This is a genomic window from Mycobacterium fragae, assembly GCF_002102185.1.
In the GTDB taxonomy this organism is placed as follows: Bacteria; Actinomycetota; Actinomycetes; order Mycobacteriales; family Mycobacteriaceae; genus Mycobacterium; species Mycobacterium fragae.
In genome coordinates this window covers 96,585-109,529 of sequence record NZ_LQOW01000027.1, presented here as the reverse complement: position 1 = coordinate 109,529, position 12,945 = coordinate 96,585, and the positions used below count along the sequence as shown (strand labels likewise).

The following is a 12,945-nucleotide window of genomic DNA, read 5'->3' as shown; positions in this document are numbered from 1 at the left end:
CGCCGCGGTGGGTGGGATCGTGCGGTTTGCGTGGTTTCGCGGCAGCCGGGACCGGGGCTGCGGCGGAGGGCTGCTCGCCGCGGCGGACGGGGGGCCGCTGCGGGCGCCCGTGCACCACCGGCCGCTTGCGTTCGTCGGGCAGGTGGATCTCGCCGAGCCCGAGGCGCGTCTGCAGCCGCTTCATCCACAGCGGCGCCCACCAGCAGTCGTCGCCGAGCAGCTTCATGACCGACGGCACCAGGAACATCCGGATCACGGTGGCGTCCAACAACAATGCCGCCATCAACCCGAACGCGAGGTATTTCATCATCACCAGGTCGGAGAACACGAATGAGCCGGCGACCACGGCAAGGACGGTCGCTGCGGCGGTGATGATGCGGCCCGTCGTCGCCGTGCCGATCCGGATCGCCTCCGCGGTGGACATACCCCGCGCCCGTGCCTCGACCATCCGGGAGACCAGGAACACCTCGTAGTCGGTCGACAACCCGAAGACGACCGCGATGATCAGACCGATGACCGGCGCGGTCAGCGGTGTCGGCGTGAAATTCAGCCACTTGGCGAAGTGGCCGTCGACGAAGATCCACGTCAAAATGCCCATCGTCGATCCGAGCGTCAACGCGCTCATCACCGTCGCTTTCACCGGCAGCACCAGCGATCCGAAAGCCAGGAACATCAACAGCGTGGTGGTGCTCAACAAAATGACCAGCATCAGCGGCAGCTTGGCGAATATGCCGTGAATGCTGTCCTGCACCAGCGCCTGGGTACCCCCGACCATGATGTCGAGGCCTTTGGGTGCCGTGATGGCCCGCATCTCCTCGATCTTCTTGGCGGCGTCGTTGGAGTTCGACAAGCCGTTCTGGATCACCCGAACCGAGCTGTCCTTCGGATGCGACGTCCCATTGGGCCCTGCGACGCACGGATTACCGGCGATGTTCGGACAGGGCCGTTCTTCCCACTGCTTGCCGGTGAACCCGGAAAGCGGTGCCTTGCTGCGGATTTCGGCGACCTGCTGGTCGGTGACCTTGCTGTGGTTGGTGCTCTGGATCACCAGGGTCAACTGCTCGGTGCGGTAGGTGGGGAAAAGCTTGTCGAAATGCTCCTGTGCCTGACGCACCGGATTGTCTGGGGGCAGGTACTTTTCGCTGAAACCGCCGAGCTTGAGATTGAACAGCGGAAAAATCAGCACGATCATCGCGATCACGATGGGAATGGCGAACCATAGCGGCCGCTTCATCACCCGGTTGACCAGCTTGCCCCAGAACTCCTGTTCGACCTCTTCGCGGGTCTTGGTCTTTTGCAGCAGGTCCGCCAGCCAGTTCAGGTAGGCCCGGGAAATCTTCCAGTTCTGCAGGAACGGCACCCGAAACAGCGTGCGCACGCCGAGGGCGTCGACGTTGCGGCCGAGGATGCCGAGCACGGCGGGCAGGATCGTGATCGACAGGATCGCCGACAGCATGACCGCTGCGATGGTGGCGTAGGTAAGCGATTTCAGGAAGCCCTGCGGGAACACCAGCATGCTGGCCGCGGACACGGCGATCAACACCGCCGAGAACGTCACCGTGCGCCCGGCGGTCATCATCGTGCGGCGAACCGCAACCTCGCTGTCGTAGCCCTCGGCGATCTCCTCCCGGAACCGGCTGACCACGAACAACCCGTAGTCGACGGCGATACCGAGGCCGATCATGGTCACCACTGGTTGGGCGAAGAAGTGCACCGGGCCGAACATCGCGATGAACCGCATGATGCCCAGCGCGCCGGCAATACTCAGCCCGCCGACCAGCACCGGCAGGCAGGCTGCGACCACGCCGCCGAACACCAGGAACAACACCACGGCCACCAGCGGCAGCGCCAGAACTTCCATCCGTCGCTGGTCGGTTTCGATGGTGCCGGTCAATGCACTGGCCACCGGTTCGAGGCCGGCGAGTTCGACGGTGCCGCCGTCGAGCTTCTGCAGGTCGGGTGCGATGGTCTTGTAGTTGGTGAGGATCGTGTCGTCGTTGTCGCCCTTGAGCGGGATCGACACGAAGGTGTGCTTCTTGTCCGGGGTCGCCATGCCCTTCACGACCGGGCTGTCGGGCGCCGCCAGGTAGCCGACCCACCCGAGCACCTGATCCGGGTGCTCGTCCTTGAATTTGTTGAGTTGGTCTTTGACCTTCTTCGACCAGCCGGGGTCGTCGACCGTCTTGCCCTTCGGTGCGGTGAACGTCGCCACAATGTGACTAGTCCGGTCGCGGCCGTAGGTGTCGTCACCCAGCACCGACGCCTTGACCGACTGACTGCTGTCGTCGTAGAAACCGCTTTGCGTGACGTGCTTGCCCAGGCTGAGCCCGAAGATGCCGCCGCCGAGGCACACCGCCACCATGACGCCGATTACGACGAACCGGTAGCGGTACACAGTTCGACCCCACCAGGCGAACACGTAAGCTCCTTACTGGATCTGCTGAACCATCTCGGTGACCCGCGGCCTTTTTATCCAGTTATCAGACACGCGAGGTCAATAGCGATGACAGCGGCCGGAACGGCTGCAGCCATGCCCCCTGCTCAGGCAGCGAATCCAACCCGATTCGCGGCAGCGGCTCCCGGAAAACACCCGCGATGTCCTCCAGGTCGACGAATTCCAAGGTATCCGACGCTAACGCCCAACTCGCGTGTTCACGAAATCCGAGCACCGAAACGGGTACCCCGTCGCGGGAGATTTCCTCAAGCGGCGACCGGAAGGCCTGGCCGTCGGCGGAGGCCACCACCAGCGCCGCCAGCCCCTCGGTGTGCCGCTGTTCGATGTGGGCCAGCATGTCGCTGTCGACATCGCTGTCCTCGTCGACCTTCGGTTTGGCGAAAACAGCGAAGCCCACGTTACGCAGGGCATCCACCCACGGTCGAACCACCTCGGCGCTGCCGGGCGCGATGTTGGTGAACACGGTGGCCTCAGGTTCCGCGGACACATCGTCGAGGCCGGCTGCCACCTCGGCGGTGCGAGCGAGCAGCCACCGGCCGAGTGCATCGAAGCGCGGCCGTTCCAGCGCAGTCGGCCGACGGCCCAGGATGGATCCCAGGCCCATGTCCAGGTTCGGCGCGTCCCAGACCAGTAGCACCCGGCGAGCGCCCGGGCCGCCGGCGACGGCGCCGGGCGGCTCCTCCGGTGCCGGGAACGGTGTGCTCGCTTCCTCGGTCAGGCTCATGATGCGCGTCTTTCCCAAAGCAAGTCGGTGACGGCACTGCCCGCATGCCGCGCCTTGGTCTCGTATTTGGTGGTCGGGCGGACCACCGAGATCGGCAACGACGGGGCGTCCGGATCTATCCGGCGCAGTCGCGGCTCGGCATCGCCGACCTCGGCGATCTGCTCGGCGTACCCGGGATGGTCGGTCGCGGCGTGCAACACGCCGCCGGCTTCCAGGCGCTCGGCGATCAGGGCAACCGTGGCCGGCTGGAGCAGTCGGCGCTTGTGGTGACGGGTCTTCGGCCACGGGTCGGGGAAGAAGACCCGCACGCCGCTCAGCGAGCCCGGAGTGATCAGGTTCTCCAGCACATAGACGGCATCGCCGCGGATCAGACGGATGTTGGTGACGTTCTCCCGCTCGATGGCGCTGAGCAGCTGCGCCAGCCCCCGGCGGTACACCTCGACGGCGATCACGTCGACATCCGGTTCGGCTTGCGCCATCGCGAGCGTCGAAGTCCCTGTGCCGCAGCCGATTTCGAGCACCAAAGGGGCTTCACGGCCGAACCATGCGCGGATGTCCAGCGGTTCGTCCGGCCCGTCGGCGGCGCGTGCCTGGGTGCCGAGTTCCGGCCAGAGCCGCTCCCAGGTCCGCTGCTGGGCCGCCGACAGGGCAGCACGGCGGGTCCGGAAACTGGTGGTCCGGGGATAGCCGACGGCGTTGCGCTGCGCAGACACGCCGGTGTCGGGGCGTGCCTCTACCCCGGGCTGTGCGTGCATCCGTCCATCGTTACCCATGAATCCATGATGTCGCCGTCGGCGGCACAGATTGATACCCAACAGTTGCCTTCGAGTGGTAGTGGTGGCTCGCGCCGCGACCGCGCGGATGTCACCATGCGCTTGGCCCTGTTCGTTTTTTTCAGGCGACAATGGGCGGGATTTGACGTCCTCCCCGGACCGCGTTCGGGGATTTCAACCCGGTCCTACCTACTTATGCGGCAGGAGAACAAGGGTGAGGTTCACAGTTCATAGACCGCCCTGCGGCGAGGTCTCCCTGTGCTGGTACCGCCCGTCCGGCGGCGATGTTGCGGGCCGCGTTCACGTCGGCGTGGCACGGCCCCGCGCGACAGGCCACACACGCGAAGACCGCTTGGCTCTTGCGGTTCTCGGGTGCGATGTGCCCACAGGCGGAGCATCGTTGCGAGGTGTACGCGGCCGGGACCCGTTGGATGCGGCCCGCGGCTTTGTGGTCGAGTCGGGCAACCAGCCCGCCCCACCCTTGAAGGCTGATCGCACGATTAAGCCCGCGCTTCTGCGCAACCCCAACACCGGGTTGCTCCACGGTGCCGCGCGCAGAGCGGGTCATCGCTTTCACGTCGAGGTCCTCCACCCGAATGGTGTCGAACCGCCGAGCCAGATCGGTTGTCGTCTTCTCGACCCAGTCGCGTCGCCGGTCGGCTTCGCGGGCTTTGAGCCGCGCGATGGCCAACTTGGTGCGCTGTCGACGGTTGGAGCCACGCTGGGCTCGCGCAAGGCGTTGCTGCAGGCGGCGGAGCCGGGTCCGCTCACCGGGTGTCAGGCCAGGGGCGTGGAGCAGCTCGCCGGTGGACAGCGCCGCCGAGATGGCCACCCCGCGGTCGATGCCGACCACGCTGCCGTCGGCTGGTCCCGGGATCGGGTCGGGGATGTGGGCGAACGCGACATGCCACCGGCCCGCTCGATCACAGGTAATGCGGTAGGACTTGACCCCCGCGGGGATGGCCCGAGTCGAGCGGAAGCGTACCCACCCGACCTTGGGCACCCACACTCGGCCATAGCGGCGGTTGACCTTCTCGATGTGGCGCGGCTTGACCCCGACCTGGCGGAAGCCTTCATGTACGCCGGCCTTGCGCCACGACGGGCGGCGATGGGTTCCGGCGAAGAAGTTCCGCATGGCATGGGTGAAGTCGCGCAGCGCTTGCTGCTGCACGGTTTGCGATCCGGCCGCCAGCCAGTCGTATTCGGCGCGGATCTCCGTCAACTGCGCGCACTGCGTGTTATACCCCGGGGCGCGACGGCCTGGCTGCCACAACTGATGCTGCTCGACGGCCAAATTCCACACAAACCGGGCATGCCGGCAATGCTCCACCAACACCACCTGCTGAGCCGGTGTTGGCAACAACCGAAACCGAGACATAACCGCAAAGTAGCCGCCGCGACCGACACCAACGGCCGTCACACGCCAGCGCACATCAGGATCGGCGTTCCTCCCGCGAATAAATTCCGGCGTATCCCTCCGGAGGAGTTCAGATGAGCGGACACGGATATCGGGTTTTCGCCGATGAGCTGGACCGATTCGCCGCCGAGGTCGCAGATCCGCGCTGGGCGGCGATCGCCGATCGGCTCGGCGCGCCGCTGCACGTGGCGGTAGCGGGACGTCGCGGGGTGGGCCGCAGCACCCTCGCGCATGCGTTGGATCGGCTCGGCATCACGGTGACGACGTCACCGGACGCCGATCTGGTCGTCTACGTCATCGCTGAAGTGGTCAAACCCGAGGATCGCGACGCCATCGCGGCGGCATCGCAACCGGTGTTGGTGGTGCTGAACAAGGCGGATCTGACGGGCGTCTCGGGCGCCGCGCTCGACGGGGTCGCCGCCGAGCCCGTGGTGGGCTTACTCGCCGTCGCTGCACTCGACGAGCCGTTGGACGACACCATGTGGGCTGCGCTGCAGGCGCTGTCCGTCCGGCCGGCCGACCTGGACTCGCCGGACAGCTTTGTCGCGGGCGAGCATCCGGTGCCGGTCGAGGTTCGGCGCCGGCTGGTCGGCGCGCTCGACCTGTTCGGCATCGCTGCGGCCATCGCGGCGATCAGGCGGGGCGCGACGCCCGCCGAGACGCGCACCCTGCTGTGTCACCTCAGCGGCATCGACCGGGTCGTCCAGAAGATCGGTGCCGTCGGCGCTCAGGTGTATTACCGCCGCGTGCTGGATGCCACCGCCGACTTGGCGACGCTGGCCGTGACGGACCGGCGGGCCGGCGAATTTCTATCTCGCGAGGAGACCGTGCTTGCCCGGATGGCGGCCGCGGTGGACGTGGTCGAGGCGGCCGGCATGCCGGTCGACCGCAGCGACGATGCCGACGCGTGTCTGCGCCGCGCGGTGAGCTGGCAACGTTATGACCGGGAGCCGGTGGCGGGCCTACACCGCGCCTGCAGCGCGGATATCGTCAGGGGTTCGTTACGGCTCTGGTCGAAGGTCGGGGGAACAGCGTGAGCGACAAAGCGCAGGACGACCCGGTCGCCGGCGTGGACGCACTGGTCGGGTCGATCGGACCTCGACTGGACGCGCCGATCATTCAGCGTCGAGATGTGGTGCTGGTAACCGGTCCCTGGCTGGCCGGGGTCACCGGGGTGCTCAACGCGTTGCGTGACCGACTGCCCGACCACACCTTCGTGGAGTCGACGGATCTGCCGGCCGGCGAAGCACCCATGGCGGTGGTGTTCGTCGTCTCCGCGACCGCCCCGCTGACCGGCTCCGACTGCGTGCTGCTCGATGCCGCAACCGCCGACACCGACGTCGTCATCGGCGTTGTGTCCAAGATCGACATACATCGCAACTGGCGCGACGTGCTCAGCGCCGACCGCGAGGCCCTGGAGGCACACGCGCCGCGCTACCGGGATGTGCCCTGGGTGGGCGTCGCGGCCATGCCAGAACGGGGCGAACCACGCGTCGACGACCTGATCGCCGTTATCGGAGAACAACTCGGTGACCCGGACATCGCACGACGAAATAGGTTGCGGGCGTGGGAATCCCGATTACAAACCGTCGCGGACCGGTACAACCGTGACGCGGAGGGGGCCGGACGCCAGGCGCGGATCGAGGCGCTGGGTGAGCAGCGCAGCAGCGTGCTGCGGCAGCGACGGCTGGCCAAATCTGAGCGCACCATCGCGCTGCGGAGCCAAATCCAGCAGGCCCGAGTTCAGCTCTCCTACTTCGCCCGCAACCGCTGCGCCTCGGTGCGCTCCGAGCTGCAGGAGGACACGGCCGCCCTGACCCGGCGCAAGCTGCCGGCGTTCGAGGCCTACGCGCGCGGTCGCATCGATGAAGTGGTCGCCGAGGTGGACCAGGGCAGCGCGGCGCATCTGGCGGACGTCGCGCAGGTGCTCGGACTTGCCGTCGACCCGCCCGCCCCCGCCGCACTGCCCAAAATCGACATCCCCGCTCCACCGCTGAAATCACGGCGGCTGGAAACCCGGCTGATGATGCTGGTGGGCGCCGGTTTCGGGCTCGGCGTGGCATTGACGCTCAGCCGGTTGGTCGCCGATCTGGCCCCCGGGCTGACCGTTGCCGGAGTTGTGGCCTGCGTGGCGATCGGGCTGGCGGTCACCGTTTGGGTGGTCGGCACCCGCGGGCTGCTGCGCGATCGGGCAGTGCTCGACCGCTGGGCGGGTGAGGCGACCGCGTCATTGCGGTCCGCGCTCGAGCAGGTGGTCGCGACACGAGTGCTGGCTGCCGAGTCGTCGCTGTCCGCCGCTCTGAGCGAGCAAGACGAGACCGAGAGCGCGCGGGCCGCCGAGCAGATCAGAGCCATCGACACCGAGCTGCGTGAGCATGCCGCCGTCGGGGCGCGGGCCGCGGCACTGCGGGCCAGGGAGATGCCGACACTGCAGGCCGCACTCGAGGCGGTGCGGGCCGAGCTCGGTGAACCGGCGGAACCGACGGAATCCGAAACCGACCGCGGCGAGCGCCCAACCGAGACGGCGTCAGCTGTGGCAGATGAGGCGATCTGAATCGTTCCTGTGAGTGAGCTGATACACGCCCGAGCCCTTTGGGTATACGACCCGCGATAACCTGTGTTAAGGACTACCGAAGATTAGCCGAGCAAAAACGTACACAGGGATGCAGGAGATTTCGATGACGTCAGCGACCGTTCCCGGTCTGGATACCGCGCCGACAAACCACCAGGGCCTGCTGTCCTGGGTGGCGGAGGTCGCCGAGCTCACCGAGCCGGACCGGGTGGTGTTCGCGGATGGGTCCGATGAAGAGTGGCAGCGGCTGGCCCAGCAGCTGGTTGAGGCCGGTACCTTCAAGAAGCTGAACGAGAAGAAGCACCCCAACTCCTACCTCGCGCTTTCCGACCCCTCCGACGTCGCGCGCGTCGAGTCCCGCACGTTCATCTGCACGGAGAAAGAAAGCGGCGCCGGTCCGACCAACAACTGGATGGAGCCGGCCGAGATGCGCTCGATCATGACCGACCTGTACCGCGGATGCATGCGGGGCCGCACCATGTGGGTGGTGCCGTTCTGCATGGGCCCGCTGGGCGCCGAGGACCCCAAGCTGGGCGTCGAGATCACCGACTCCGAATATGTCGTCGTCTCGATGAAGGTGATGACCCGGATGGGCAAGGCCGCGCTGGAGAAGCTCGGCGACGACGGGTTTTTCGTCAAGTGCCTGCATTCGGTCGGCGCTCCGCTGGAGCCGGGCCAAAAGGACGTGCCCTGGCCGTGCAATGACACCAAATACATCACCCACTTCCCGGAAACCCGCGAAATCTGGAGCTATGGCTCGGGTTACGGCGGCAACGCGCTGCTGGGCAAAAAGTGCTACTCGCTGCGGATCGCCTCGGCGATGGCCCACGACGAGGGCTGGCTGGCCGAGCACATGCTGATCCTCAAGCTGATCTCACCGGAGAACAAGGCGTACTACATCGCGGCGGCGTTCCCGTCGGCGTGCGGCAAGACCAACCTGGCGATGATCCAGCCGACGATCCCGGGCTGGCGCGCCGAAACGCTCGGCGACGACATCGCCTGGATGCGGTTCGGCAAGGACGGCAGGCTCTACGCGGTCAACCCGGAGGCCGGCTTCTTCGGGGTCGCGCCGGGCACCAACTGGAAGTCCAACCCCAACGCCATGCGCACCATCGCCGCGGGCAACACGGTGTTCACCAACGTCGCGCTGACCGACGACAACGACGTGTGGTGGGAAGGACTGGAGGGCGAACCGGATCACCTGATCGACTGGAAGGGTCAGGACTGGATTATTCGCGAGACGGAAACCAAAGCCGCGCATCCCAATTCGCGCTACTGCACACCGATGTCGCAGTGCCCGATCCTGGCACCCGAGTGGGACGATCCGCAGGGTGTGCCGATTTCGGCAATCCTGTTCGGCGCCCGCCGCAAGACCACCGTGCCGCTGGTGACGCAGGCCCGTGACTGGCAGCACGGGGTGTTCATGGGCGCGACGATGGGCAGTGAACAGACGGCGGCCGCCGAGGGCAAGGTCGGCACCGTGCGCCGTGACCCGATGGCCATGCTGCCGTTCTGCGGCTACAACGTCGGCGACTACTTCCAGCATTGGCTCGACCTGGGCAAGAACTCCGACGAGTCCAAGCTGCCGAAGGTGTTCTTCGTCAACTGGTTCCGCCGCGGCGAGGACGGCAAATTCCTGTGGCCGGGCTTCGGCGAGAACAGCCGGGTGCTGAAGTGGATCATCGACCGCATCGAGGGCACGGCCGGCGGCCGGGACACTGCAATCGGCATTGTTCCCTCTGCCGAGGACATCAACCTGGACGGTCTGGACGTCGAGCCCGCCGACGTGGACAAGGCCTTGGCCGTCGACGCGAGCGAATGGCGCCAGGAACTGCCGATGATCGAGGAGTGGTTCGAGTTCGTCGGCGAAACGCTGCCGACCGGCGTCAAGGACGAGTTCGACGCGCTCAAGCACCGGCTGGCCGAGGCCGACTAGTCGCGTCCAGGGTAGCCGAATCGGTAACATCGGCTTACCGAATCCTCGTTTGCGACGAGTCTGACCAGCAAATTTGAGTTGCTATCGTCTACTTTTTAGTAGACAGGCTATGTTGCTGGATGCCGCTCAAGTGGGTACCTTCAGCTTCAACGGTGCAGACGACTGAAGGGGGACCATGACGAGCACGCTGCCCCGGCTCGTTCCCTCAGCCGTGCCGTCGCGGACGCTGATCCGCTCGCTGTCCATCACCGGCGCCATCATCTGCCCGGCCCTGGTGGTGCTCGTCGCCGGCCTGCACCTCACTCCGGTTCTCGGCTTGATCGTGTACGGGGCGGCTGTCGTGGCGGCCAGCTTCCTGCTGGCCTGGGCCGCCGAGGCAGCCCAGCTCGACGTGTCCGGCGGCATGGCGATCGCCGTGCTGGGCGTCATCGCCGTTCTGCCCGAATACGCGGTGGACCTCTATTACGCCTTCGCCGCCGGCCATACCCCCGCTTACACCCAGTACGCCGCCGCGAACATGACCGGATCGAACAGGCTGCTGATGGGCATCGGGTGGCCGGTCGTCGTGCTGGTCAGCATGCTGGTGGCGCGCAAGACCGGCGGCGGTAAGGTCCGCGAACTCGTGCTGGACGCCAGCAACCGAGTGGAGGTCGGTTTTCTGATGATCGCCGGCATCGTCGCGTTCGTCGTACCGGCGACCGGCCGCATCCACCTCGTCTTCGGCGTGGCACTGCTGGCCTGGTTCGGTTTCTACCTGTACAAGCTGAGCCGCGGCGACGTCGAGGAGCCCGAGCTGGTCGGCACCGCCGCGGCACTGGGCGCACTTCCCGACCGGGTTCGCCGCATCGCGGTGGCGGCGCTGTTCGTCGGCGCTGCGTCGGTGATCGTGGCATGCGCAAAACCGTTCGCCGAGAACCTGATCGACGCCGGAGTCCAGCTCGGTATCGACCGCTTCCTCCTGGTGCAGTGGCTGGCCCCGCTGGCGTCGGAGGCGCCGGAGTTCATCATCGCGATCATCTTCGCCGCGCGGGGCAAGGGCGCGGTCGCGATCGCGACGTTGATCTCGTCGAAGGTGAACCAATGGACGTTGCTGGTGGGCTCGTTGCCGGTGGCGTTTGTGCTCGGCGGTGGCGGCACGTCGCTACAGCTGGACGGCCGCCAGATCGAGGAAATGGTGCTCACCGCCGTGCAGACCATGATGGGCGTGGCCCTGCTACTCGGCCTGCGGTTCCACCGCTGGGCGGCATGGATGCTGCTCGGGCTGTTCCTGCTGCAATTCCCGATCACCTCGACCGAGGGCCGGATGCTGCTCAGCGCGGCCTATGCGGCCGTGGCCGCGGTGGCGCTTGTGCGCAATCGCCGCCACCTGGTGCCAACTCTGTTGGCGCCGTTCGCCGGTCGGGCCAAGCTGCACGGCGGGCATCCGCACCAGTTAGCCGCCAGTCACGCGACCCCTTGACACGTGTCAAGTTTGGCGGCGGTACAGTCTGCGCATGCAGATCCGCGAGCATCTCGGCGCTGACAAGCCCGCTGTCATTCTCTATCCGTCCGGGACGGTGGTCACGTTCGAGGATCTGGAAGCCCGCGCCAACCGGCTAGCGCACTACTTCCGGAGGGCCGGTCTGGCTGAAGGCGACGCCGTCGCGATTTTGATGGAAAACAACGAGCACATCCATGCGGTCATGTGGGCTGCCCGGCGCAGCGGACTGTACTACGTGCCGATCAACACTCATCTGACCGCGCCCGAGGCGGCCTACATCGTCGACAACAGCTCGGCGAAGGCGATCATCGGCTCGGCCGCGCTGCGCAAGACTTGCGAAAACCTGGCCGAGCATCTGCCTGCCGGCCTGCCTGACGTGCTGATGATCGCTTGCGATCAGGGAGAGGCCGATCTCGACGGTTGGCTGCGCTACCCGGAATGCGTTGCCGACCAGCCGGATACACCTATCGACAACGAACTCGAGGGCGATCTGCTGCAATACTCGTCCGGCACGACCGGTCGGCCCAAGGGCATCAAACGAGAGCTGCCACACGTCCCGCCGGCCGAGGCGCCGGGGATGATGTCGGCGCTGGTCGGCTTCTGGATGAATCCCGACTCGGTCTACCTGAGTCCGGCGCCGCTGTACCACACTGCGCCGTCGGTATGGTCGATGACCATTCAGGCAGCGGGTTTGACGACGGTCGTCATGGAGAAGTTCGATCCCGAGGGCTGCCTTGATGCCATCCAGCGCCACCGGGTCACACATGGGCAGTTCGTCCCGGCCATGTTTACCCGGATGCTGAAACTTCCCGAGTCAGTGCGTAATTCGTATGACCTTTCCAGCCTGCAGCGGGTGATGCACGCGGCCGCTCCCTGCCCGGTCGAGATCAAGAAGCAGATGATCGACTGGTGGGGGCCGATCGTCGACGAGTACTACGCTTCCTCGGAAGCCATCGGGTCCACGTTGATCAGCGCCGAGGAGTGGCTGGCGCATCCTGGCTCGGTCGGAAAGCCGATGATGTGCCAGCTACACATCCTCGACGAGGACGGCAACGAGCTGCCGCCAGGCCAGCCGGGGGAGATCTACTTCGAGGGCGGATTCGCTTTCGAGTACCTCAACGACGCGGCGAAAACCGCGGCCTCCCATGACAAACACGGTTGGGCGACTGTCGGCGACATCGGCTATGTCGACGACGAGGGCTACCTATACCTGACTGATCGCCGTCACCACATGATCATTTCCGGTGGGGTCAACATCTATCCGCAGGAGGCCGAGAACCTCCTGGTCACTCATCCGAAGGTGCTCGACGCGGCGGTGTTCGGCATTCCCGATGAGGAGATGGGTCAGAGCGTCAAGGCGGTGGTGCAGACCGTCGACCCGGCGGACGCCACCGACGAATTCGCCGACGAGCTGCTCGGCTGGCTGCGAGACCGCTTGGCGCACTACAAGTGCCCGCGGTCGATCTCGTTCGAAGCGCAGCTGCCGCGCACCGACACCGGCAAGCTGTTCAAGAACGAACTGGTCGAGAAGTATTCGGTGTGACACTGCGCATCGTCGACGTGTCGGAGCCGCCCTCCGACGCCGACA

General features: G+C 66.2%; 9 protein-coding genes. 5 read left to right on the top strand and 4 right to left on the bottom strand.

Annotation, left to right across the window (positions count from 1 at the left end; translation table 11 throughout):
• The 4 genes from mmpL3 to AWC06_RS16750 form a co-directional block, all read right to left on the bottom strand.
• The coding region (gene mmpL3, locus AWC06_RS16765; RefSeq protein ID WP_085199146.1) for a trehalose monomycolate exporter MmpL3 at positions 1 to 2,419 on the bottom strand (2,419 nt) is incomplete at its 3' end.
• 61 nt (positions 2,420 to 2,480) lie between these two features.
• Positions 2,481 to 3,179, bottom strand: a complete 699-nt coding sequence (locus AWC06_RS16760; protein WP_085199136.1) for an NYN domain-containing protein — start codon at positions 3,177 to 3,179, stop codon at positions 2,481 to 2,483.
• The gene (gene trmB / locus AWC06_RS16755) at positions 3,176 to 3,952 is read right to left on the bottom strand and encodes a tRNA (guanosine(46)-N7)-methyltransferase TrmB (protein WP_085199135.1); all 777 of its coding nucleotides are present in this window, start codon (positions 3,950 to 3,952) and stop codon (positions 3,176 to 3,178) included. Before trmB ends, AWC06_RS16760 begins: the two co-directional genes overlap by 4 nt.
• Before the next feature lie 193 nt (positions 3,953 to 4,145).
• Positions 4,146 to 5,330: an RNA-guided endonuclease InsQ/TnpB family protein gene (locus AWC06_RS16750; protein ID WP_085199134.1), complete on the bottom strand. Its 1,185-nt coding sequence runs from the start codon at positions 5,328 to 5,330 to the stop codon at positions 4,146 to 4,148.
• 113 nt (positions 5,331 to 5,443) lie between these two features.
• Here AWC06_RS16750 and AWC06_RS16745 point away from each other — a divergent pair, with 113 nt between their 5' ends.
• From AWC06_RS16745 to fadD4, 5 genes are all read left to right on the top strand, one after another.
• Entirely contained in the window at positions 5,444 to 6,406 is a 963-nt protein-coding gene (locus AWC06_RS16745; protein WP_085199133.1) for a hypothetical protein, read from the top strand.
• A complete protein-coding gene (locus AWC06_RS16740) occupies positions 6,403 to 7,923 on the top strand; it encodes a hypothetical protein (protein WP_085199132.1) in 1,521 nt (506 codons plus the stop codon). The genes AWC06_RS16745 and AWC06_RS16740 overlap by 4 nt, the downstream gene beginning before the upstream one ends.
• Before the next feature lie 124 nt (positions 7,924 to 8,047).
• Entirely contained in the window at positions 8,048 to 9,877 is a 1,830-nt protein-coding gene (locus AWC06_RS16735) for a phosphoenolpyruvate carboxykinase (GTP) (RefSeq protein WP_085199145.1), read from the top strand.
• Between the two features lie 175 nt (positions 9,878 to 10,052).
• A complete protein-coding gene (locus tag AWC06_RS16730; RefSeq protein WP_085199131.1) occupies positions 10,053 to 11,336 on the top strand; it encodes a sodium:proton exchanger in 1,284 nt (427 codons plus the stop codon).
• Positions 11,337 to 11,370: 34 nt separating this feature from the next.
• Positions 11,371 to 12,900: a fatty-acid--CoA ligase FadD4 gene (gene fadD4 / locus AWC06_RS16725; RefSeq protein WP_085199130.1), complete on the top strand. Its 1,530-nt coding sequence runs from the start codon at positions 11,371 to 11,373 to the stop codon at positions 12,898 to 12,900.
• The last annotated feature ends 45 nt before the right edge of the window (positions 12,901 to 12,945 follow it).

Bases quoted from the DNA above. Each gene is read 5' to 3' on its own strand.
- AWC06_RS16760 (WP_085199136.1), bottom strand. From the start codon at position 3,179: ATGAGCCTGACCGAGGAAGCGAGCACACCGTTCCCGGCACCGGAGGAG.
- trmB (WP_085199135.1), bottom strand. From the start codon at position 3,952: ATGGGTAACGATGGACGGATGCACGCACAGCCCGGGGTAGAGGCACGC.
- AWC06_RS16750 (WP_085199134.1), bottom strand. From the start codon at position 5,330: ATGTCTCGGTTTCGGTTGTTGCCAACACCGGCTCAGCAGGTGGTGTTG.
- AWC06_RS16745 (WP_085199133.1), top strand. From the start codon at position 5,444: ATGAGCGGACACGGATATCGGGTTTTCGCCGATGAGCTGGACCGATTC.
- AWC06_RS16735 (WP_085199145.1), top strand. From the start codon at position 8,048: ATGACGTCAGCGACCGTTCCCGGTCTGGATACCGCGCCGACAAACCAC.
- AWC06_RS16730 (WP_085199131.1), top strand. From the start codon at position 10,053: ATGACGAGCACGCTGCCCCGGCTCGTTCCCTCAGCCGTGCCGTCGCGG.
- fadD4 (WP_085199130.1), top strand. From the start codon at position 11,371: ATGCAGATCCGCGAGCATCTCGGCGCTGACAAGCCCGCTGTCATTCTC.